This is a genomic window from Chitinophaga sp. 22620 (assembly GCF_052044405.1).
Classification (GTDB): domain Bacteria; phylum Bacteroidota; class Bacteroidia; order Chitinophagales; family Chitinophagaceae; genus Chitinophaga.
In genome coordinates, this window is sequence record NZ_JBQEMV010000002.1 from 1288952 (window position 1) to 1311510 (window position 22559).

Here is a 22559-nt window from a genome sequence, read left to right on the forward strand (position 1 = left end):
GAGCATCGGATGAATAAGCTGGCAGGCATCACTTTATTGATAACAATTTCTTGTGTGTGTACGGCGGCTGGCCGGCAAGCTGGGCTGCCGGAGATCCTGCGCCCGCTGCAAGGCGGGTTGCAGGTTTCTTTAAAACAATACGAAGGCACAACGCTCCGGGAAGAGCACCGCTTCAGGAACAATGACCTGGCTGAAGGTGAAAATACCTGGCGCCTCGCCTGGAAGATAAAAAAAGCACCTCATGCCGGCGGCTGGGATGTGACACTGAGCTGCAGGCTCGTTGAGGGACGGGCTGTTGCCACCGCGCTGTCGGTGGATGTTGGATTTGGACAGTGGGATGCGCGCAATTACGTGATGGTGCCGGGTATTGTGTACAACGGCAACCGTTACCGCTCCATTGGCAACGGTTATAATCCGGATTACCCGCGGGACATGTATTACAATCCTTCCGTGCCGCTCACTGTTTCCAATAACCCGCGATTGTCGCTGCCGGGGAAAGACACTTCCTTCCTGGAACTGGAAACGGGCAACACCGCCGTACCGGCCATGAGCTTTTATTCGCCGGCTATGAGAAAAAGCTGGATCATGCTAACAGAGCAGGGAACCCGGTGGGGCAACAGCGGCTTGTCTGTGAAAGAGAACATCACGCGTGACAGCTGCACATTCTCTATTTCGGCGCCAGCCATGCGCCGCCGTGCGGCCGGGTTTGGCGATTTCCACCCCAGTGGCGACAAGGCGCCTGACTGGGTGGCCGGAGACGAAATAGTGCTGCGTTTCCAGGTATACATCTCCGAAGCGGAAGGGATTCCCGGTCATTTGCAGCACTTCATGCAGGTGCGCAAAGCGCTGGCAGCACCGGAAGGCCCGCGCAACCTCGTGCCCATGAGCAAGCTGGCGGAGCTGGGAACGGCTATCTGCCGCGGTAATTATGCTGAAACAAAAGCGGGGAAATATTACCTTCCTGAGAACAGCCGGAATTTCCAGCTGGGCTGGGTGAGCGGGATGATCAATACATTTCCCATGCTGGCGCTGAATGATACCCTGGAGCGGGCGAGGGTGGCGGAGGAGCTGGACTTTATCACTGACCGTATGCAGGGCAGGAGCGGGTTCTTTTATGGTTTTATCAGCGCGGAAGGAAAGACCGGCACGGAAAAAGCACACCCGGATTTTCCTGCGGTGCAGGCCATGGTCCGGAAAAACGGGGATGTACTTTTCTGGCTGGTGAAGCACCTCATGCTGCTGAAAGCCCAGGGACATGGAAACATTATCAAACCGGAATGGGAGCTCGCCGCAAAGAAGCTGGCCGAAGCATTTACGCGCACCTGGAAAAAATATGGGGAGTTCGGGCAGTATATTGTCCCGGAGACGGGCGAGATCGCTGTGTTCAATTCCACTGCCGGGGCGATCGTTCCGGCGGGCCTGGCGCTCGCGGCGGATTATTTCCGGCAGCCGGGATGGCTTGCTGTCGCAGAGGCCTCCGCGGCTTTTTATTATAAACGCGATGTGGAAAATCAGGGTTTTACGAGCGGCGCATGCGGGGATATTTCCCAGGATGCGGATTCTGAAACGGCCTTCGGGTTCATGGAGTCGCTGATGGCGTTGTACCGGTATACCGGCAAACCAGCCTGGCTCGATCGTGCGAAAGTGCAGGCCGCGCTCTGCGCCAGCTGGACGCTCGCTTACAACCCCGTTTTCCCGCCGGGCAGCGCCATCGCCAGGCTGCAGGGCAGGATGGCAGGGGCCGTGTGGGCCAGCAGCCAGAACAAACATGCCGCGCCGGGCGTTTGTACTTCATCCGCCGATCATCTTTTCAAACTTTACCGGGCAACCGGCGATGAACGATATGCGGAATTGATCCGCGACATTCAGCATGCGCATACCGAAGCGGTGAACATGCCCGGGCATGTTACCTCCAACTACCTCGACGGCAGCAGCATGGAACGCATCCAGCCAAGTGATGCGGAAGGAAAAGGAAGCAGGGGCAATTTCATCCACACCCGCAACTCCTGGACGGAAACGAACGGTATCCTCATGGCCATGGAACTGCCCGGGATCTATGTTCGCCCCGGGGAAGGCAGGATGTACGTGTTCGATCATATTGAGGTCCTGCGGGTGAAGGAGGATAAACATTCCGTTACGCTACGCCTCCTCAACCGGACGCCTTACGCCGCCGCCGTTTCGGTATTTGCGGAAACCGCCCGCCAGGCCGTAAAGCCGATGGGATATACCGCATTCATCCATTGGCCGAAAGTAAACGTACCTTCCGGCAGCGAAATAACGGTAAGGGTTATGGCGGATGGTAAAGTGATCCCGCAGTTTTAAAGATCATAACCAGACAACAGTATACAAAATACAAAGATGACTTACAGAAAAGGATTTGCGACGACGGTTTTCATAATGGCGGCTATTGTATGGGCCGCAAATGTTTCCGCTCAACAGCCGCCGGCTGTTCATTACAACATGGGCCGGGCCGGGGCTGTCACCTATGCAACGGCTCCCGACACGCTTTGGCCGCTGGCCGGCAGCCGCCTGCCCCTCAAAAGGAACGGGCAGCCTTTGTTTTTCGCGGATGCCCCGGCAGAGAAAAAACTGGCCAGCGAAGGCGCGGTGCTGTTTAAGGATAATGCCGGGTATGTATCTCAGGGCGCGGTTGGAGCCGGAGGGAAGGACTTTGTGCTGGAAGTCTGGCTGCAAGCCAATGCACGCCAGGGCGCGGATGAACGTCTCTCCGGGAAAACCTCGGTATTGTATTACGGCGGCCAGGGAAAAGGTTATGAGATATGCCGGGAAAATGATAGCTGGACGCTCCGCGTCAACGGAATGCCAGCGAATTCCGCTATCGGGAAAGTTACGCCCGGCGAATGGGTGCATATTGCACTGGTAGACGCCCGTGGGAAAGCCGCCGTATACCTGAACGGGAAGAAGAGCCCCGCAGAAGCCGCCGCCGGCGGATATGGAGCGGACTCCCTTTTCCTCGGCGCCATACGCCGCACACCTGCGTTCAACGGGCTGATATACGAAGCCCGCCTGACGCGGTTGCCGAACGGCCGGTTCAATCCATCCAAAGACCTGCACTATAACCAGCAAACGGTAACCCGCAATAAACAACTCGCCGAAAGCAGGCAGAGGGCGCTCATCGCGGCCATCGCCGCAAATAGTAAGGTCCGGCAGACGGACGACATGCGTGAAGATGCTGTAAAAGAAGATTGGCTTGTCCATAAGATTGACCGCCGCTCCGAATTGTCGTTCCGCCAAGCACCTGGCGGGCTTACCGGGAAATTGCGGCTCAGCAATGGCCTCATCAGCAGGGAGTTTTATATTGGCGACAACCTCGCCGGCGTCAGCTTCAGGAATCTTGCAAACGGCGCGCAATACCTCCGCGCGGTAAAACCCGAAGCAAGGATCAGGCTGGATAGCACCTGGTACGATATCGGCGGGCTCTCCGGCCAGCCGGAAAAATCATACCTGCTGGAATCCTGGCTGAAGGATATGGTCACCGATCCGTCCGCCTTCCAGTTCGCCGGTATTGAAGTGACGCAGCCGCGGGCGCGGTATCCCTGGCAGCGGAAGTATAATGCCGTGCATGCAGACTGGCCGCCGAAAGGCTTGCAGGTCATCATGCATTACCAGGCGCCTCCCGGCAAACAGGAATGGAAAAATAATTTGAAGGTATCTGTGCATTACGAGATCTACGACGGCATTCCCGTGCTCGCCAAATGGATCACCATCCGCAACGGAACCGGCAAGCCCGTATTAGTGGCAGAAACGGAATGCGAGGTGCTGGCCGTGTGCCAGGACCAGGAAAAACGCCTGCACACAGAGAGCGACTATTCCTTCGCATTGGCCAATGCGGACCGCCGCGGCAGCGCATTGATGCATTACAAAGGCGAGCCGCCGGCATACCAGGTGGGCGGCTCCACCACTTCCTGGGAGGTGGACAAAGACTATCATACCTGGGCCTCGCACAACCCGGCCGAAGATCAATTCCTGGACTTCCCGCATCATTCCCTGCTGGTGAGCCGGCTGCCCATGGGGCCTTCGGAGCTGCTTGCGCCGCAATCTGATTTCACATCATTCACTACCTTCGAGCTGCTGCACGACAGCGACGACCGCGAGCGGCAAACTCTTGCCCATAGAAGGTTCTACCGCACGCTGGCTCCCCAGGTGACCGAGTCGCTGCTCACCGGCGGCATCACCTCGCACGACCGCACGGAGCTGAAACATTTTATCACGCAAATGGGCGAGCTTGGTTTCGAAAGGCTCGATATCATGGCCTGGCCCGGCATTTCGCACAACAAGCTGGATACCGGGTATGTGGCATTGTGGAAAGAGATCGCGGACTTTGCCAAAAAGAAAGGCATCGTGATGGGCGGGTATGAATTACAGGTAGCTTCAAGGGGAAGAGGGCAGGAGGTTGATTGTGTAGACCCGGAAACAGGGAAGCCCGGCAGCCTTTTCGGGCAAAGCGTTTGCATTGCCAGCAAATGGAAGGACGCCTATTATCCCGCCATGTGGCAATTCTTCGACCGCACCGGCCTCATGACGTTCAACATGGATGGTCCTTATCACGGCGACGTGTGCGCGTCTGCAACGCATGCCCATCACCGCGGGCTGGACGATTCGCAATGGGAACAATGGAAAACACAGGTGGAAGTGCTGCACGAGCTGCAACGCCGCAATATGTACATCCCGATCCCGGACTGGTATTTCCTGAACGGGCAATCCTCCACAGGCATGGGCTACCGCGAAGCCAGCGCCAATCTTACACCTCAGCAACAATTACTCCTGGGCAGGCAATATATTTATGATGGTACCTGGCATAAAACGCCCACCATGGGCTGGATGGGATTGCAGCTGGTAGGGTTCTACACCAATGACCCGCGTGTGGGCCTGGAGCCGCTGTCCCAAAATATAAGCCGGTACGAAACCGGCCTGTTCCAGCACCTGGCGAGCGGCTGCCAGTTTACCGTGAGGGGAAAAAGATTGTACGACACGCCGGAAACGAAAGCGATGGTACAAAAATGGGTGAACTGGTTCAAGCAATACCGCGATATCCTGACCTCGGATATCATCCATCTCGGCCGCCCGGATGGAAGGGATATCGACCTTATGCTGCACGTCAACCCGGCGATCGCCAATAAAGGTATGCTGATCGCGTTCAATCCCACAGGCCAGGCCATTACAAAAACTGTCCGGATACCGTTATATTACACCGGCATCAGGGGCGCTGCGAAAATAACCGGCGCCGATGGACAGCAAGTTGGTCAAACGCTGAACGAAGACGCAGGCATAGACTTGCAGTTGTCTATTCCTGCCGGCGGTTTCGGCTGGTACCTGGTGCAGCAGGGCGAATAGTCATCCATACAAATATATCCGATGAAAATAATCAAAGTCTTTTGCCTGCCGCTGCTGATACTGGCAGCACAAAATATCAGCGCACAGCCAAAGCAGGAGCACAACCTGCGCTTTGATCACCTTGCCCCGCGGTGGGACGAGGCCATGCCGCTCGGCAATGGCATGCTGGGAGCGCTGATCTGGCAGAAAGATGGTAAGCTCCGGCTTTCGCTGGACAGGGCGGACCTGTGGGATGAACGAAAAGCGATGGATATTTCGAAATTCAATTTTAAATGGGTGGAGCAGCAGGTGCTGAAAAAGGATTACGGCCCGGTTCAGCAGCTGGGCGACCGGCCGTACGACGCCATCCCTTATCCTACCAAACTGCCGGCCGCCGCACTGGAGTTCAATATCAGCTCGTTGGGAAATATTGTTTCAAACGAACTGGATATCGCAACGGCGCTCAATACCGTTAAATTCAGCAACGGGACTGTATTCAACTGTTATATCCACGCCTCGCAGCAACAGGGATATTTTGCTTTTGAGAACCTGCCCGCACGGCAGGACTCATTGCTGCCGCAACTGGTAGTGCACAACTATAACAAGGGAGCGGCCAAACCTGATAATGCAAACAGCCATGCCGGCGAAGGCCTGGAAAAACTGGGATACGCGAAAGGAACAGTAAGGCGGAGCGCTAATGCTATTCTTTATCATCAACCTACTTACGAAGGGCATTATTACGAAGTGGGGGTGCGGTGGCAAAAGTACCCGGGCAACAAGATCATTGGCAGCTGGACGGTCAGTAAAGACCAACCGGCGGATCTGCCGCCGCTTTCCCCGGGAAAAGAACCGACGGGATGGAATGCGCATACCGGCTGGTGGGAAAAATTCTGGGCGCAGTCTTCCCTCACGCTGCCCGATAAAGCGATAGAAAAACAATATTACCTTGAAATGTATAAACTGGGCAGCGTTGCCCGGAAAGGCGCGCCAGCCATCACGCTGCAGGCCGTCTGGACGGCGGACAATGGAAGTTTGCCGCCCTGGAAAGGCGATTTTCACAACGACCTCAATACGCAATTAAGTTATTGGCCGGCCTATACCGGCAACCGCCTGGCCGAAGGGGCTACGTATACCGACTGGCTGTGGAAAATAAAAGATAAAAGCAAGCAGTATACCAGGGATTATTTTGGCGTGGAAGGCCTGAACGTGCCCGGTGTAGCCACGCTGAGCGGAGACCCGATGGGTGGGTGGATACAATACTCTCTTTCGCCCATGGTAGGCGCCTGGTGTGCCCAGCATTTTTATTGGCAATGGAAGTACTCGATGGATAAGCAGTTCCTTGAAAAAAAGGCTTATCCCTATATCCATGAGGCCGCCACCTACCTGGAAAACATCACGCGTTTGAAGGATGGCGTACGGAAACTGCCTTTAAGTTCCAGTCCTGAATATAACGACAACAGCATAGACGCCTGGTTTTTTGAATGGAGCAATTTCGACCTCTCGCTGGCGAAATTTTTATTTGCAGCGGCCGGCGAAGTTGCGGCTGCTGCCGGTAAACCGGCTGAAACCCGGCACTGGAAAGATATTTTATCGCAATTGCCTCCGTACGAGGTGAACGAAACCGGTTTTACGGTAGCCCCGGGGCAAAACCTGAATACATCGCATCGCCACATGTCGCAGTACATGGCCATATACCCGTTGGCGTTATTGGACGTCAATAAGCCGGTAGATAAGATCATTATCGAGAATTCGCTGAAGCGTATTGAAGAAAAAGGCACAAGCGCCTGGTGCGGCTATTCCTTCAGCTGGATGGCGTCGTTGTATGCAAGAGCGTATAAGGCGGATAGTGCTGTAAAGCAATTGCAGATCTTTGCATCTAATTTTTGTTCACCCAACAGCTTCCACCTGAACGGCGATCAAAAGGGCGGCCAATATTCCAGCTTCACCTACCGCCCGTTTACGCTGGAAGGTAATTTTGCTTTTGCGCAGGGCGTGCATGAATTGCTGCTGCAAAGCCGGGAAGATTACCTGCAGGTGTTCCCCGCTGTACCGGATAGCTGGAAGGATGTATCATTCAGGAACTTAAGGGCCGAAGGAGCCTTCCTGGTGACAGCGTGGAAAGAGAACGGGGTACCTGCCGCCGTAAAGGTGGCAGCGGAACAGGGCGGCCTGTTGCGGATCAGGTTGCCCTTCAAAACCTGGATCGCTGAAAAAGTTCCGATGGCGGCTGTAAAAACCACGGCGGACGGGCTTGTATCGGTGAACCTGAAAAAGGGGCAGGAGATTCTTTTTAAGAACGGGTATGAATAGAATATTCCACCATTACTTACCTGACGGCCTGTTCCAGCAGCTCAACGATCGTTTGCGGCCGTTCGCTGAACTGGTCTTTCACCCAATCATGCTCTTTTAACCTGGCAAGCGCCAGGAACATGGCGAGCCCTTCTTCCTGCGACCATTGGTTGCGTTTCCTGCGGAAGCCTGATATCGCTGCCTCACGGCTTGTATTTCCCCCGTTCGGCTGCACAAGCCAGTATACTGCCATGTATTGCCCGAGGCCTTCCATGGAAAGGAAAATGCCGTCGAGCTTTTCCAGGACCGTTTTGTTGCCGGTGAAATATTTTGCCTGCCTTGCTTTCAGCAGGGAAAGGCCTTTCCGTACCGAGCCTTCCGCCTGTTGCCGGTCCGCCGCAAATGCCGCGGTGTAAAACGCATCTGTCTCTTCCCGGAATTGACGGACGTATTCGCTGTCCGCTTTGAAATAACCCTGTACGATGTCGTCCGTAAGCGGTATATCAGTGAAGGTGTGCGCGCGTTCAATGGAATCCACCTGCCGGCCAAAGCCCTTTTGTTGCCTTGTATGGGTGAATTCATGCAGGAACACGCCCGTCAGCATTTTGTTCAGCGAAAATTCACTGCTGGCCACCCCGGCGGCTTCCCAGAAGGAGGGAGCGGCCATTACAAAAAAACTGTTTCCCGCGGGAGTGGAAGCTGCAAAGCTCATCAAACCAACCGGCACGCGCTGGCCATCCGGCAGCATCAGGGTATCGTTGTGCCGGGCCTTTCGCCATGGCAGCGGTTTTCCGTACATGCCCGGGCCTTCGATCCGCGAAGCGGCAGGCGCGGTGACGGCTGAAGTGGTGTATACGAAGGTATCGTCGTAAAAGACCATTTCAGGCGGCTGGCCGGCAGGTAATTGCAGCAGCTGGTGTACCATTTCCCAGGCGCCCAGCCATTCTTGCAGCCATTTTGTTTCAGTGCTTTGAGACATGGTGGTAAGCGGGGAGAGGCTGAAGATGAACAAGACCGGCAGCAGCTTTTTCATGGGCAGGTATTTAAGCTAAAAGATAATATTTTTTCAACTCCGCATTTTCAACCCGGCGCCGTCAAGGCTAATCTTCAAATATACACCAACTCTTCCTCCCAAATTAAATTTTACTAATTTTATCCATCAGTTCATCACCCCGAAAGAACCATGTTGCTGAAACCGCTCCTCCTTACCCCGGTCCTCTTGTGCCTTGCTGTCATTCTCCCCGCACAGCAGCCTGGATTGTATTTTGAAAGGATCAGCACACAAAATGGCCTTTCCCACAATAAAGTAAACTGTTTTTTACAGGACCACCGCGGGTTTATGTGGATCGGTACGGAAGACGGGCTGAACCGTTACGACGGGCAGACCTTCACGGTCTACCGCCACGAGCCTGGCAACCCTTCCTCGCTGTCCGGCAACATCATCACCGATATCCTGGAAGATGAAACGCAGGTGCTGTGGATCGCCACGGCGGACGGCGGGCTTACAAGATATGATTACCACCTTCCGCCGGAGCGGCAGTTCAGGCAATACAAACATTCGCGCAGCAACCCCGCATCCATCCCGGTGAATATGGTGAACACGCTGCTGCACGACCGGCAGGGCTACCTCTGGCTGGGTACCGGCGGCAAAGGAGTATGGCGTTTCAATAAAAAAACGGAACGCTTCGAACAGCCCGTCTCCAAAGGCACGCAGGGCATCCTCGATCTTTGTATGGACAGCGGCGGCGTGATCTGGGTAGGCCGGCAGGGTGGTGGTCTGCTGAAGATCAATTCCCGGAACCTGCGCTACGGGTCGGATGCGCGGTATGCCGACCTGTATGCAAAGCTGCCCCATGCAACGGTCACCGCCTTGTTCGCGGACAGCCGGAACAACATGTGGTTCGGCTCCTGGGACAAAGTGCTCTACCGCTACAATCCCCGTACCGGCAAAGAAGAGGTTTTCCGGCAAAGCGGCCCGGCAGACAGTTTTATGAACGGTTTCGTAAACGACGAGATCATCAGCTTTGCGGAAGACAGCAAAGGGCTGATATGGATGGGAGGCAGCCGCAACGGCCTGCAGGTATACGATCCAACGCACCGCTATTTCCGCAATTACCGCACCGATGCTGCGCTGGAAGGAACCGTGGCGGACGACAAGATCAACAGCATATATGCGGATAAACAAGGCATTATCTGGGTGGCGACGGACAAAGGTGTAAGCATCCACCGCCCCGCGCAAAAACAGTTTGAGCAGGTGTTCCTGCCGGGCAGGGCAGGCGAAGACCTGAAGATATATGACTTCTGCCGCGAAAGCGGCAACGAACTCCTGATCGGCACCAGTAACGGCATCTACGGCTGGAATGCGGGTTCCTTCCGGCACATTCCCCTGCAATACCAGGGCTACCTGCTGAGTGTCACGAAATTCTTCCGGGATGCAGACGGCACGTTTTACCTTGGCACCGATTATTCACTGTTCCGCTACAACGCCGCCAGCCGCCAGCTTTCGCTGCTGCCCAATACGGAAAAGGATTCCGTGATGAACAGGATCATCGAATCGCGCGTGGTGAGCATAGCCCGAGATACGATAGAAGGCCGGCCGGTGCTGCTGGTGCTGCCTTACGGGCACTTCCTGGCGTATTACGACCTGGCGGAACAACGATGGATGTCCCGCGTGGACACCGGCAGGAAAATATTGCAGCGCTTCAACCTCAAAGACAATCTTATCAGGAAAATATTCAAAGCCCGCAACGGCGCCATCTGGCTGGCCACGGCAAAATCCGGCCTGGGGAGCTGGGCAAAGCAGCCCTCGCCCCGCGTCAGCTATTTCAGCAGCGATCCCGCGGACTCCGCGAGTATCCACAGCGATCATGTGTACGATATCGCGGAAGATGCGAAAGGCAACCTCTGGGTGAGCACCTACGGCGGCGGACTGCATTATTTCGATGTGCGCAATGGAAATTTCTCCCACGTCCCCGGCAGCCGGAACCTGCTGGAAGGCTTGTGTATAGACAGTTCCGGCAAAGTATGGATGATCAGCAGCGGCAACCTTTACCGCTACGATCCTTCAGACGGGTCGTACGTTTCTTTCCGCCTGCCGGATATTAAAAAGACAGGCGGCGTCAGCGGCAGCATATACCAGGACGCAGACGGCAAAATGTACGTCGCCGGCGCGGGTTACTTTATCGCTTTCGACCCCGCCGCCATCCGCAGCGAAAGCAAAGCGCCCGATGTGTTCCTTACAGACTTCAAGGTATTCAACAATTCCTTCAGCCACCTGCTCATGCAGGATAAGATCACGCTCAAACATGACCAGAATTATTTCCGCATAGAGTTCGCGGCGCCTGACTTTTCTTCCGCCGATACCCGGTACGCTTACCGGCTGGAAGGGCTGGACAGGCACTGGGTGGACAATGGCAGCCAGCATTTCGCGCAGTTCTCCAACCTGGAAGGCGGGGAGTACATCTTCCAGGTGAAAGCCACCGGCGGGCCCGGCGCGAAGGAAGGGAAAATTGCCTGGGTGCGCATCATCATCATCCCGCCCTTCTGGCAGCAGTGGTGGTTTTACGCGCTTGTTGCCCTGGCGCTTACCGGCGCGGCGTATGGTATTTACCGCTACCGCGTGAATGAGCTGCTGAAACGCCAGGCCATCCGCAATAAAATTGCGCAGGACCTGCATGATAATGTTGGCTCCACTCTCAGCAGCATCGCTGTATACAGCGAGGTGGCCCAGATACATAACCAGCGGCAGAACCGGGAAGAGCTGAGCGGCGCCATCGCCCGCATCAGCGATACCGCCGGGGAAATGATCTCCGAAATGAACGATATCGTTTGGGCCATTAACCCCGGCAACGACAGCATGGCCACCATCCTGCAACGCATGGAATCTTTCGCCCGACCGCTGCTGGCCGCAAGGAACATCCGGTTCCATTTCGAGGCCGCTCCTGAAGTGATGGAGCTGAACCTGGAAATGACCCGCCGCAAGAACTTTTACCTTATTTTCAAAGAAGCGGTGAACAACGCCCTGAAGTATGCGGATTGTGTAAATTTGCAGGTGAAGATCAGCCTGCGCCACCGCCAGCTGGAACTGGCTGTGCAGGACGATGGGAAAGGTTTTGACCGGGCAACCGCCGGCGCTTCGCAATCCTTATCCGGCAACGGCCTGCGTAACATGGAAATGAGGGCGGCTGAAATGAAAGGAACGCTCCTCATTCAAAGCCGGCCCGGGCAGGGAACGCTCATCCGCCTTACGTTCCCGGTTTCGTGAGCGGTCCCCACTTTCGGGGATTGCGCATGTCCGCAAATAACAGGAACTTCAGTCAACAGCCATTATATGAGCATACGCATCGCAATATTCGACGACAACAAAAGCATCCGGGAAAGCATTACCATGCTGCTGAATACCGTGCCGGAAATGGAAGTGGCGGGCTCTTTTTCCCATGTGCTGGATTGCGTGGCGGATGTGCGCGGCTGCCGGCCCGATATCATCCTGATGGACATCGAAATGCCGGGCATGACGGGCATCGAGGCGCTGAAGCTGATCAAAGCAGAGTTTCCCCAGGTGCAGGTGCTGATGCAAACCGTGTTTGAAGACGACGACCGCGTGTTCGACTCCATCTGCGCCGGCGCTTCCGGTTATATCCTGAAGAACCAGCTCAACACCCGGCTGATCGACGCGGTCAGGGAATTACAATACGGCGGTTCCCCTATGTCGCCCTCCATAGCCAGGAAAGTGCTGGCAAAGCTGCAGCAGATCCCACAGCACGTGCAATCCGCGCCCGCGCCTGACTACCACCTTTCGCCCCGCGAAAAAGAAGTGCTGGCCTGCATCGTGGAAGGGCTGAGCTATAAAATGATCGCGGACCGGCTCACTATCAGCTACGAAACCGTACGCAGCCACGTAAAAAAGATCTATGAAAAGCTGCACGTGGCATCCCTTACCGAAGCCGTGGCAAAGGCCATCAATCAAAAGATCATTTAAGCATTCCCGCAACGCTAGTACTAAAATACTATTGCCCGCACGCCGCGCCCCCGTTAGTTTTGCCGCTTTAACTAACAAAAGATCATGAACAATTTTATTACGCTGGATAACCTCAAAACAGCCAACGCAATGGATGGAGCGGATGTCGCTTTTTTCCAGACAGATTACCACACCGTGGGATACACCATCATGAAAGCAGGCGCGGAAGTGCCCTTGCACCAGCATGTCCAGGAAGCGATGGACATTGTGCTGGAAGGAACGCTTGAAATGCAGATCGGCGAAACTACGGGCATACTCACGCCCGGCATGATGAGCTTCGTGCCTTCCAATGTTCAGCACCGCGCCAAAGCGGTTACCGACTGCAAAGTGGTTACCATCCTTCACCCGCAACGTCAAATCTAAACACAGCCATGAAACGATTAACCCCTTTAAAACTTGGCCTGCTTATTCTTTATTTTACAGCCGGCCCTTCCGCGGCGAACGCGCAATACCAGTACCCCCACACCAAACAGCAACCCGTAACGGATAATTACTACGGCCTAAAGATCACCGATCCATACCGCTGGATGGAAAATATGGACGATCCGGAAACGCAGCAATGGTTCAAAGCCCAGGGCGCGCTTACCAACCAGTGGCTGGACAGGATAGAAGGCCGCGCCGCGCTCCGCGAAGAGATCCTTCAGCTCTACAACATGGCCCGGCCCTCCCGGCTGGGCGCGGACCTGGAGATATACGAACGGAACAACCGTTTCTTTTACAGGAAAGAAAAACCAGGGCAGCCAGTGGCCACGATCTGCTACCGCGAAGGGCTGAACGGCCCGGAGAAAGTACTGGTAGACCCTGCAAATTTTTCCACCGGTAAAAGCACCGAGGTTGCCTTTTTCCTGCCTTCCAACGACGGCAAAAAGCTGGCTTTCGGTTTAAGCGAGAACGGGAAGGAGCTGGCCGCCATCCGGATCGTTGACGTGGACCGCATCACGCTATTTCCCGAAGTGATATACCCTTCCTGGTTCGGCATATCCTCCTGGACGGCCGATAGCCGCGGCTTCCTTTACACCCGCAACAACAGCGACAATGTGAACGATACCAATATGCTGCTGGATACGAAAGTGATGTATCACCGAGTGGGCACAGCTGAAGCGGAGGACAAGGAAATATTTTCCCGCGCCGCATACCCCGAGTGGGATCTGCAGCCGCGGGACGTGCTTTCCGTCGCTATTTCCGACGATAACCGCTACCTCATAGCCTATGCGGCCACGGTGCTGGATGAGCTCAAATCTTTTATCGCCCCGGCTTCCGCTTTGCTGGAGCCGCATATTGCCTGGAAGCCGGTTACTTCTGCGGAAGATAAAGTGAAAGGTATCTACCTGAAAGGGGATGACCTGTTCCTGCTGTCTAACCGCGAAGCGGGAAATTTCAGGGTGCTGCGCACGAACGCAACAAACCCTGATATGAAGAATGCCGCCGTGGCGATTCCCGAAGAGGGTCAATTGCTGGCAAAGGTCTCGCTGGCGAAGGATTTCCTCTACCTCACCTATTCCGACGGCGTGAATAATTTCCTGAAACGGTACCACTTCGCAACCGGTAAGATCTCAGGTATACCTCTTCCTTTAAAAGGTACGCTCAACACCGCGGTGACGGACCCGATGGGCAACGGCTTCGTAGTGGAGATCACTTCCTGGAACACGCCCCCGGTCAAATTTGATGTGGATGGCAATGCACAGGTGCAGAAAAGCACTTTTGAAACGAACCTCCCGGTGCCCGGCAGCGCGAATATGGTAGTGGAAGAGCTTGAAGTGCCCGGCCACGATGGTGAGATGATCCCGCTTTCGGTGTTTTACCATAAAAGCCTGGTGAAGAACGGCAGCGCCCCTTGTTTTGTGAGCGGTTACGGGAGTTACGGCATGACGATCTCCCCATTCTTCCATCCCGCCTTCTTCGCCATGATGAACAAAGGGGCTGTGGTAGCCATTGCGCACGTGCGCGGCGGAGGGGAAAAAGGCACTTCCTGGCGCATGGGCGGCTTTAAATCCACCAAGCCCAACACCTGGAAGGACCTGATCGCCTGCGCGGAATACCTCGTCGATAAACAGTACACCTCTGCCAAACGGATAGTGGCCCATGGCGGCAGCGCGGGCGGCATTACCGTAGGCCGCGCCGTAACCGAACGGCCGGAACTGTTTGCCGCCGCCATCAACGAAGTGGGGCTGAACAACATGATCAGGCTGGAACAGGCGCCCAACGGGCCGAACAACGCCACGGAATTCGGTACGGTAAAAGACAGCATTGAATGTATGGGCTTGCTGGAGATGGACAGTTACCATCACGTGAAAACCGGCGTGGCCTACCCGGCTGTGCTCTCTACCGTGGGTATGAACGACCCGCGTGTGAGCGCCTGGCTTACCGGCAAGTTTGCCGCGGCCCTGCAACGGGCTTCTGTTTCAGGCAAGCCGGTATTGCTTTCCGTGAATTACGAAACCGGCCATATTTCGCGGGACAAGCAGGTGGCCGCCGCAAGGTATGCGGACATCATTTCGTTTGCGCTCTGGCAATGCGGCCACCCGGACTTTAGGCTGAAGAAAGAAAAGGAGGGAACCATTACACCGCGGAAGGCAGCTTCCACTCGTTAATATAGCGCGCGCCGGGAGACGGAATGTTTTCCGGCGCGGTTATTTTATTCAGCAGTTCAATGGCATTGTTGACCTGGAACTTCTGGAACAGCTTCTGCCGCATATTCCGCACGGTATGGTGGCTGATGCTGAGCGAATGGGCGATCTCTTTGGTGGAGAGGCCCTGTTTCATCAGCGGCAGCAGCTCGGTTTCCCTGGGAGAGAGCTGGCTGACGGCCTGCGCGGACGCATCGTATTCAAGTATTTTTTTATTGCCGTGCCCGTCTTTGTAAACGGCCATTTTTACGCCGGAGAACGGCGTTTCGTCGCTGATGTCGCGCCACAGCATGAAGTGCAGGTTCAGGCCATTACGCAGGGGGATCATGGCTTTTTCGTCGTGCAGGTGCATGTACCGGCCGCTGGGGTGCTGTATGCGGTAATTGAAAATGAAACGCAGCTTATGGCGTTCTTCAGGTTCTTCTTCCTGGAATAGCCCGGCGATCAGCTGCAGGCTTTTGGAATAACCTTCGATGTCAGCCGGGTGAATGCGTTTAAAATATTCCTCGCCGTCCAGCATGCTGGTGAGATGGCCGGGATCGAAGCCCAGCAGCTCCCTGGCGTTATCGCTAACATAAAAGAAACCTTTATGCATCAGCCGGCAGGTGCAGATCACCCAGCGCGGGAATATCTTCTGAAGATTCATAAACGTATGCATGATCTCTTCATGCACGTCGTCCGGGTGCACATGCCCGGGAGCCGTATGCGCGATAATGCTGTTCGTTTTTCGCGCCAGTGTGAGTAAGGAGGATTGCATGGGGTATTCGTTTATTCAGGCCAATGACGGTTGCCGCAAATATATTTACATGCTGTTTTCCCCGCAATCCCCGAATCCGGGGATGCCCCGGTAGTATAAATGTACCATTGTCCGCGGCCCGCACGGCAGGTAATTTTGTGCCCGAAGAATATAAGAACTCCATACTAAACAGGCTTTTAGACCAAGTAGATGACAGGCCCTTTCATTCCTGGAAGGGTACTTCTTTCGCAAAAAAACAAGATAAAATATATGCAACGAACAATTGTGAACCCTCTTTACAGGGATACCGTCACATTTCTCGAAACAGCTTCCGAATCGGATCACCGGTATTCGCTGATGGAACTTACCCTGCTGCCTGGCGGCAGCAACCCGCCGCATTACCATACCGCTTTCGCGGAAAAATTCACCGCGGTGGATGGCACCCTGGGCCTGCAGCTGCGCGGCAGGAAAATATTCCTGCGGCCGGGGGAAGATTACCTGGTGCCGGCCGGCACGGTACATAATTTTTTTAATCCCTGTAAAAAAGAGATCCGCTTCCATGTGAAGTTCAAACCAGGGCACGAAGGGATGGAAAACACCCTGCGGATCGCGTATGGCCTGGCTACGGATGGGCTCACGAACCGGAAGGGAATGCCCAGGAGTATACTGGTGGCGGCTTTGATCCTGGAGATGAGCAATTCGTACCCTGCCGGCCTGATGACGGTCTTAAAGCCCCTGCTTCCCTTCCTGGCCGGCAGGGCGAAGAAGAAAGGGATCGCGCAAACGCTGATCGATAAATATTGTAAATAAAAAAACACGCAAAAAGGAATGAACAACAAATGGATCGAGTTGAGCCTTGGCTTAACTACTTTTTTAAGCGGCCTCTACGGCGGCATAGGCTTCTTTACGCTCATGGGCGGCAACCCGGCGCTGGAAAGACTGAGCCCGCGCGCCTTTGCGGAATACTGGCAGCAGATAGACAGCTTCATGGGGGCGAGAATGCCCGTATTCGGCCCGGTGCTTTTGCTGTCGGTATTGCTCAGCGCGATGCTGCTGCTTAAAGAATGGCGCACCTTGCCCTTCTGGCTGATGCTCTCCGCATTTTTAGTGCTGGTGGGCGACGTCGCCTTTACATTATCCGTTAACCACCCGCTGAACCGGCTGATACAAGGATGGGATCTGAACAGCCTGCCGGACAACGTGGAGCAGATCAGGCTGAAAGTGGTGAAAGCATTTAACGTGCGGCTCTTTCTCATGCTGGGCGCCTTTGCCCTGGTGATCCTCGCCGTCTGGACCAGAAATAAAAAATGATGAAACAACAAACCCCAAGAACAGCCATCCTCTTCCTGTTCATCCTCATGGTGTTTTACTGCTACGGCGCGGGCATGATGGATTATTTCACGATATACAAACCCTGGAAGCTGATAGCTGAAGAGGATTTCGCCCGCTTTCACCAATACCAGGGGCAGTTTGTGATCAGCATTTTCGTGATCCCTTCCGCGGTGATGACGCTGCTGAACATCCTGGTTGTACTGTTCCCGCCCCCTTACCTGGACAGGAAGCTGCCGGGGCTTGCGCTGGCGGCCTATGCATTCGACTGGATCTTCAGTTTCACCATGCAGATACCCATCCAGCTGGAGCTGGAAAAAGCCAAAAGCATGGCGCTGCTGGACGAGCTGCTGCGCACCAACTGGTGGCGGTTCACGGCTGATACCATCCAGTTCGTGATCGTCTGCATACTGTTTTGGCAGCTGCTGCGCAGGCTGGAAGGGTTTCCCGCCGACCGCAACGATAGTATTCTTAGTCCTGAAATAAAAAAATAATGAAACAACAAACCGTAAGAACAGGCATCCTGTTCCTGTTCATCCTCATGGTGTTTTACTGCTACGGTACACGCATGATGGATTATTTCGCGATATACCACTCCTGGAAACTGGTGGCTGAAGAGGATTTTGCCCGCTTACACCAATACCAGTCGGTATTCATTATCAACATTTTCGTCATCCCCGCCGCGGTGATGACGGTGCTGAACATCCTGGTTGTACTGTTCCCGCCTCCTTACCTGGGCAGGAAGCTGCCGGGCATTGCGCTGGCGGTGTATGCATTCGACTGGATATTCAGTTTCACCATCCAGATACCCATCCAGTTCCAGCTGCATAACGGCAAAAACATGGAGCTGCTGAACGAGCTGCTGCGCACCAACTGGTGGCGGTTCACGGCGGATACCGGTCAATTCGTGATCGTCTGCATACTGTTTTGGCAGCTGCTGCGAAAGTTCGAAGGTTTTGCCGCCGCCCGCAGCGGTAGTATTTAAATACTATTTTTCACGGCTTTGCGCCGTCTTAATTTTGTACGAAAGGAAATCATGCACGATACCCCAAAATTTATTTTATAACTGTTAAATGTAAGAAAATGAGGATGACCCCATTAATGGCAGGGCTTGCTACATTAGGCCTGATCACAGCCTGCCACAAAGACGATGATAACGATGAAAAGCCGGAGCAGGGAATATTCTACGGCAACACGGTGAATGTCGGGAACGGTAAAGCCAGGAGCTTTATTTCCCATACGGATGAGCATAGCCGGATGGAGCTGGGCATTATTATGAGCGCCGCGGCATTGCAGGGCCTTTCCGCCAACGAGCAGGAATTTGAGCTGGACCTGCCGAAGGAGGCTGCGGGCCTTACGCCCTTTGATCATATCGCGCTCGGCTGGATGTCTCACGGCCACCCCGATCCCGTATATCATCACCCGCATTTCGATATTCATTTTTACATGATATCAAAAGCGGAACAGGAAACCATTTCGCCGGACAAGCCTGAGATGGGCCTTCTCCCGGATCCGGTCTTTTTGCCGGAGCAGTACATCAATCCTGATGTGACCGGCGTGCCGAAAATGGGCCGGCACTGGGTAGATGCCACCGGCCCTGAATTCAAGCCGGGCGGTAAGTTCACCACAGCATTTCTTATGGGCACCTATAACCGGAAGGTCGTGTTCTGGGAACCCATGATCACCCGCGAGTACCTGGCTACGAAGCCCGATACGGTGATGGCGATACCCCAGCCCAAAAGCTTTCAGCAGCAAGGCCATTACCCTACCAGGTACGAGATCCGCTTCAACCAGCAAAAGCAGGAATACAGGATACTGCTGTCCGGCTTCGAGCACCGGTAAATTTTTTAAACAACAAAACATCATTCAATCATGAAAATATTACTGATATCAGCAGCAGCCTTGCTCTACGCCTGGGTTTCCGGGGAAGATGCATTAACAGGCAGATGGGAAACACCGCCCTCCGAAAAAGGAAATGTGACCAGCGTATTGTTCAAAGCCGATAACACATTCGAAGGGGCCATCAACAAAAAACCGTTCGCCACCGGCAGATACACCCTGGAGAATGATGTGTTCACCTTTAGGGACAACGGTTGTAACGGTATGGAAGGAAAGTACCGCATCATCTTTTTCAGCGGCAAGGATTCCCTTCGTTTACAGCCCATCAGCGACAGCTGCGAGGGGAGGAGGAACGGCATGAGCAGGCTGGTGATGGGCAGGGTAAAATAATGCTTATGAAACCGGGCATGAAAAGTTTTCTCACATATAAGAATGCACATGCGAGGTTCCATTCGACCTTTAGAAAATCAATTATTAACGAATGAAAATATATGCCCTTCTGGCAATCATCAGTTGTGTGTTGGTCTTTGTTACGCAGGCTTCCTCTTCGCGTGAGGGGCCTGCTGACAAGGCCGCTTTGGGAGAAATGCTTTTTTCCGATCCCATCCTCTCCCGTACCAGGACCATCAGCTGCGCCAGCTGCCACAAGCCCGCCTTTGCTTTTGCGGATACAACCGCCGTAAGCACCGGCGTGGAAGGAAGAACCGGTGTAAGGAATACGCCTTCCGCCATGAACCTCAGCCTGCAACGCACCTTTTTCTGGGACGGGCGCGCCAAAAGCCTGGAAGAGCAGGCGCTGGCGCCTATCAGAAACCCGGATGAAATGGACCTGCCCATTGAAGAAGCCGTGCGGCGGCTGAAAGCGGACAGCAAATACAACCAGTATTTCCGGAACATCTTCAACAGCGGGCCGGACAGCACGAACCTCGCCGCCGCCCTCGCGGCTTTCGAGCGCACGCTGGAAACCAGCGACAGCCCGTTCGATAACTGGAAGTTCTCGGACGATCCCCGCGCGGTAAGCGATGCCGTAAAGCGTGGCTTTACACTGTTCAATGAAAAGGGGAAATGCGTGAAATGCCATTTCGGGGCGGACTTCACCGCCAACGAATTCCGCAACATCGGCCTGTTCAACGGCAAAGAATTTAACGACAGCGGCCGCGCCTTAATTTCAGGAAATAAAGAAGAAACCGGGAAGTTCAAAACCCCCGGCCTGCGCAATATAGCGTTGACCGCGCCTTACATGCACAACGGCATGCTCAGGGACCTGCGCGAGGTGGTCGAGTTTTACAACGAACCGGGCAAATTCGTCAAAAACGCGATCGGCCGCGACAGCATATTGCTGCAGCCATTAGGACTCACAGATGATGAAAAGAAAGACCTGGAAGCATTCCTCCTTTCGCTGACAGACAAAAGGTTTGAACAGCAGGGAAGGGTTGCCGCCCGGAAACAGTAAAGGTCAGGTACAGAAGACGCCCCGGGCAGCTGCAATGGCGCCGGGGCTTTTTTATTTACCTTTACCGGAAGAGGCGCCGGATACCCGGGAAATCCCGCCAGTTATAAACTCCGGGCTTGCCGGCTGGTGTATGACCGCTAAATTGACAGTAACCGTTTTTCATCCTGAACCACTCAAATCCTGCTCATGAAAAAGCTCCTGACCGCAGAGCGGCTGATCTGCTGCATCAGCCTGCTGATCCTCACCGGTTGCGCCGGCAGAAACAAAGTGCCGGACAGCGAAGCCATCGACGCCATGAATCTCAAAAAAGGCAAAACGATCCTGTGCGGCCCTGCAGACCAGCAGCTGGGCGCGGTGTCGTTCGAGACCTCATGTTCCGGGAAGGTGAAAGATGAATTTAACCTCGGGCTGGCCCTGCTGCATTCGTTCGAATATGATGAAGCGGAAAAGGTCTTTGCCGGTATCATCGGCCAGGAGCCGGGCTGTGCCATGGCTTACTGGGGCGTGGCTATGAGCAATTTCCACCCTTTGTGGTCGCCGCCCGCCAGGGAAGAATTTGAAAAAGGAAGTAAGGCGGTGGCTATTGCGCAATCCATTTCCAGTAAATCGGCCAGAGAATCCGCTTACATCGATGCGATCGCTGAATTCTATAAAGACCCGGAAAAAACGAACCACAAGAGCCGTTGTGTGAATTTCGAGAAGGCCATGGAAAAAGTGCATCTCACTTACCCGGATGATATGGATGCCGCCTCGTTTTATGCCCTGGCGCTCAATGGCGCGGCGGACCCCAAAGACAAGACTTTCACCAGGCAAAAGAAAGCCGGGGAGATCCTGTCTGCCGCAGGCAGGGACAAATCGCATCCCGGTGTCATACACTATATCATCCACAGCTACGACTACCCCGCATTGGCCGCCATGGCGCTTCCTGCGGCGAGAAAGTATGCTTCCGTGGCTCCTTCTTCCTCGCACGCACAACATATGCCTTCGCACATTTTCGTGAGGCTCGGCCTCTGGGATGAAAGCATCTATTCCAATAAAGTGGCTGCCTCCTCCGCAAAATGTTATGCAGAGGCCCTGGGCATTAAAGGCCATTGGGATGAGGAGCTGCATGCCCTGGATTACCTCGTGTATTCCTACCTGCAAAAGGCGGACAACAAAAACGCGAAGGAGCAATGCGAGTATCTGAAGACCATCCACGAGGTATACCCCGAAACCCCCAAGGTGATCTATTCCTTTGCCGCCATCCCGGCCCGCTACGTGCTGGAGAACAGGATGTGGGAAGAAGCGGCGGCCCTTCAGCCGCATGCCACCGGCTTTGACTGGGATAAATATCCCTGGGAAAAAGCTATCATACATTTTACCCGGCTGCTGGGCAACGTTCAGCTCAACCGGCTGGATCCTGCAAGGGAAGAATACAAGACCCTCAGCCAGCTGCACGATACGCTCATCAAAAAACAGGAAGCATACAAGGCCAACCAGGTGCAGATACAGCTGAAAGCTGCCGAAGCCTGGATATTGCTCAAAGAAGGCAAGCAGGAAGAGGCGCTGAAACAGATGAACACCGCCGCGCTCATGGAAGAGACCACGCCCAAGCCCCCGGTTACGCCTTCAGAAGTGGTGCCCGCCAGGGAACTGCTGGGCGACATGCTGCTGACCATGAACGAACCGGCAAAGGCTCTGGAAGCTTACGAGATCAATCTCAGGGACCATCCCAACCGCTTCAACGCTTTGTACAGCGCGGGCCTGGCTGCGGAAAGGTCCGGCGACCCGGTGAAAGCGGGTGTTTATTATGCCCAGCTGATCAAAAATTCCAACTCGCCGCACTCCGGCCGGCCTGAATTAACAGCTGCACGGCAGTTTCTCGGCAAATCAAAACCATTGGCGCAGGCAGGCCGCTGACATGCGGAGAAGGAACGATTATTGCTGCTTCCCGCT

17 protein-coding genes are annotated in these 22559 nt (G+C 54.6%); 15 read left to right on the forward strand and 2 right to left on the reverse strand.

Features of this window, described 5'->3' with window-relative positions; all coding sequences use genetic code 11:
* Positions 1-9 precede the first annotated feature (9 nt).
* The 3 genes from ACTJIK_RS14950 to ACTJIK_RS14960 are packed head-to-tail and all read left to right on the forward strand — an operon-like array spanning position 10 to position 7644.
* Entirely contained in the window at positions 10-2322 is a 2313-nt protein-coding gene (locus tag ACTJIK_RS14950; RefSeq protein ID WP_440647434.1) for a hypothetical protein, read from the forward strand.
* 36 nt (positions 2323-2358) lie between these two features.
* The gene (locus ACTJIK_RS14955) at positions 2359-5355 is read left to right on the forward strand and encodes a LamG-like jellyroll fold domain-containing protein (RefSeq protein WP_440647435.1); all 2997 of its coding nucleotides are present in this window, start codon (positions 2359-2361) and stop codon (positions 5353-5355) included.
* 21 nt (positions 5356-5376) lie between these two features.
* A complete protein-coding gene (locus ACTJIK_RS14960) occupies positions 5377-7644 on the forward strand; it encodes a glycosyl hydrolase family 95 catalytic domain-containing protein (protein WP_440647437.1) in 2268 nt (755 codons plus the stop codon).
* A gap of 16 nt (positions 7645-7660) precedes the next feature.
* Here ACTJIK_RS14960 and ACTJIK_RS14965 read toward each other — a convergent pair whose 3' ends face one another.
* On the reverse strand, positions 7661-8656 hold the full coding sequence (locus tag ACTJIK_RS14965; protein ID WP_440647439.1) for a hypothetical protein: 996 nt from the start codon (positions 8654-8656) through the stop codon (positions 7661-7663).
* Between the two features lie 150 nt (positions 8657-8806).
* Here ACTJIK_RS14965 and ACTJIK_RS14970 point away from each other — a divergent pair, with 150 nt between their 5' ends.
* The 4 genes from ACTJIK_RS14970 to ACTJIK_RS14985 all read left to right on the forward strand — a co-directional run bounded on the left by ACTJIK_RS14970 (position 8807) and on the right by ACTJIK_RS14985 (position 15231).
* Positions 8807-11887, forward strand: coding sequence for a two-component regulator propeller domain-containing protein (locus ACTJIK_RS14970; protein ID WP_440647441.1), 3081 nt, complete (start codon positions 8807-8809; stop codon positions 11885-11887).
* A 66-nt stretch (positions 11888-11953) separates the two neighbouring features.
* Positions 11954-12601 (forward strand): response regulator, encoded by a 648-nt coding sequence (locus tag ACTJIK_RS14975; RefSeq protein WP_440647443.1) that lies wholly within the window; start codon positions 11954-11956, stop codon positions 12599-12601.
* An 84-nt stretch (positions 12602-12685) separates the two neighbouring features.
* A complete protein-coding gene (locus tag ACTJIK_RS14980; RefSeq protein WP_440647445.1) occupies positions 12686-13003 on the forward strand; it encodes a cupin domain-containing protein in 318 nt (105 codons plus the stop codon).
* Positions 13004-13011: 8 nt separating this feature from the next.
* Positions 13012-15231 carry a prolyl oligopeptidase family serine peptidase gene (locus ACTJIK_RS14985; RefSeq protein ID WP_440647447.1) on the forward strand — a complete coding sequence of 740 codons (2220 nt, stop codon included), beginning with the start codon at positions 13012-13014 and terminating at the stop codon, positions 15229-15231.
* Here ACTJIK_RS14985 and ACTJIK_RS14990 read toward each other — a convergent pair.
* Positions 15200-16024, reverse strand: a complete 825-nt coding sequence (locus ACTJIK_RS14990) for a LuxR C-terminal-related transcriptional regulator (protein WP_440647449.1) — start codon at positions 16022-16024, stop codon at positions 15200-15202. The genes ACTJIK_RS14985 and ACTJIK_RS14990 overlap by 32 nt on opposite strands.
* A gap of 249 nt (positions 16025-16273) precedes the next feature.
* Here ACTJIK_RS14990 and ACTJIK_RS14995 point away from each other — a divergent pair, with 249 nt between their 5' ends.
* From ACTJIK_RS14995 to ACTJIK_RS15030, 8 genes are all read left to right on the forward strand, one after another.
* Positions 16274-16813: a cupin domain-containing protein gene (locus tag ACTJIK_RS14995; protein ID WP_440647451.1), complete on the forward strand. Its 540-nt coding sequence runs from the start codon at positions 16274-16276 to the stop codon at positions 16811-16813.
* Between the two features lie 18 nt (positions 16814-16831).
* Positions 16832-17314 carry an anthrone oxygenase family protein gene (locus ACTJIK_RS15000; protein WP_440647453.1) on the forward strand — a complete coding sequence of 161 codons (483 nt, stop codon included), beginning with the start codon at positions 16832-16834 and terminating at the stop codon, positions 17312-17314.
* Positions 17311-17826 (forward strand): hypothetical protein, encoded by a 516-nt coding sequence (locus ACTJIK_RS15005; RefSeq protein ID WP_440647455.1) that lies wholly within the window; start codon positions 17311-17313, stop codon positions 17824-17826. Before ACTJIK_RS15000 ends, ACTJIK_RS15005 begins: the two co-directional genes overlap by 4 nt.
* The gene (locus ACTJIK_RS15010) at positions 17826-18317 is read left to right on the forward strand and encodes a hypothetical protein (RefSeq protein ID WP_440647457.1); all 492 of its coding nucleotides are present in this window, start codon (positions 17826-17828) and stop codon (positions 18315-18317) included. The genes ACTJIK_RS15005 and ACTJIK_RS15010 overlap by 1 nt, the downstream gene beginning before the upstream one ends.
* 98 nt (positions 18318-18415) lie before the next feature.
* A complete protein-coding gene (locus tag ACTJIK_RS15015) occupies positions 18416-19174 on the forward strand; it encodes a DUF5602 domain-containing protein (protein WP_440647459.1) in 759 nt (252 codons plus the stop codon).
* A gap of 30 nt (positions 19175-19204) precedes the next feature.
* Entirely contained in the window at positions 19205-19561 is a 357-nt protein-coding gene (locus tag ACTJIK_RS15020) for a hypothetical protein (RefSeq protein WP_440647461.1), read from the forward strand.
* Between the two features lie 127 nt (positions 19562-19688).
* On the forward strand, positions 19689-20624 hold the full coding sequence (locus tag ACTJIK_RS15025; RefSeq protein ID WP_440647463.1) for a cytochrome-c peroxidase: 936 nt from the start codon (positions 19689-19691) through the stop codon (positions 20622-20624).
* A 186-nt stretch (positions 20625-20810) separates the two neighbouring features.
* On the forward strand, positions 20811-22523 hold the full coding sequence (locus ACTJIK_RS15030) for a tetratricopeptide repeat protein (RefSeq protein WP_440647465.1): 1713 nt from the start codon (positions 20811-20813) through the stop codon (positions 22521-22523).
* Positions 22524-22559 lie beyond the last annotated feature (36 nt).

What these genes read in the sequence shown, in the direction of transcription:
- ACTJIK_RS14975 (WP_440647443.1), top strand. Translation starts at nt 11,954, where the DNA reads ATGAGCATACGCATCGCAATATTCGACGACAACAAAAGCATCCGGGAA.
- ACTJIK_RS14965 (WP_440647439.1), bottom strand. Translation starts at nt 8,656, where the DNA reads ATGAAAAAGCTGCTGCCGGTCTTGTTCATCTTCAGCCTCTCCCCGCTT.
- ACTJIK_RS15000 (WP_440647453.1), top strand. Translation starts at nt 16,832, where the DNA reads ATGAACAACAAATGGATCGAGTTGAGCCTTGGCTTAACTACTTTTTTA.
- ACTJIK_RS15030 (WP_440647465.1), top strand. Translation starts at nt 20,811, where the DNA reads ATGAAAAAGCTCCTGACCGCAGAGCGGCTGATCTGCTGCATCAGCCTG.
- ACTJIK_RS14990 (WP_440647449.1), bottom strand. Translation starts at nt 16,024, where the DNA reads ATGCAATCCTCCTTACTCACACTGGCGCGAAAAACGAACAGCATTATC.
- ACTJIK_RS14950 (WP_440647434.1), top strand. Translation starts at nt 10, where the DNA reads ATGAATAAGCTGGCAGGCATCACTTTATTGATAACAATTTCTTGTGTG.
- ACTJIK_RS14955 (WP_440647435.1), top strand. Translation starts at nt 2,359, where the DNA reads ATGACTTACAGAAAAGGATTTGCGACGACGGTTTTCATAATGGCGGCT.
- ACTJIK_RS15005 (WP_440647455.1), top strand. Translation starts at nt 17,311, where the DNA reads ATGATGAAACAACAAACCCCAAGAACAGCCATCCTCTTCCTGTTCATC.
- ACTJIK_RS15020 (WP_440647461.1), top strand. Translation starts at nt 19,205, where the DNA reads ATGAAAATATTACTGATATCAGCAGCAGCCTTGCTCTACGCCTGGGTT.
- ACTJIK_RS15015 (WP_440647459.1), top strand. Translation starts at nt 18,416, where the DNA reads ATGAGGATGACCCCATTAATGGCAGGGCTTGCTACATTAGGCCTGATC.
- ACTJIK_RS14980 (WP_440647445.1), top strand. Translation starts at nt 12,686, where the DNA reads ATGAACAATTTTATTACGCTGGATAACCTCAAAACAGCCAACGCAATG.
- ACTJIK_RS14985 (WP_440647447.1), top strand. Translation starts at nt 13,012, where the DNA reads ATGAAACGATTAACCCCTTTAAAACTTGGCCTGCTTATTCTTTATTTT.
- ACTJIK_RS14970 (WP_440647441.1), top strand. Translation starts at nt 8,807, where the DNA reads ATGTTGCTGAAACCGCTCCTCCTTACCCCGGTCCTCTTGTGCCTTGCT.
- ACTJIK_RS14960 (WP_440647437.1), top strand. Translation starts at nt 5,377, where the DNA reads ATGAAAATAATCAAAGTCTTTTGCCTGCCGCTGCTGATACTGGCAGCA.
- ACTJIK_RS15010 (WP_440647457.1), top strand. Translation starts at nt 17,826, where the DNA reads ATGAAACAACAAACCGTAAGAACAGGCATCCTGTTCCTGTTCATCCTC.
- ACTJIK_RS14995 (WP_440647451.1), top strand. Translation starts at nt 16,274, where the DNA reads ATGCAACGAACAATTGTGAACCCTCTTTACAGGGATACCGTCACATTT.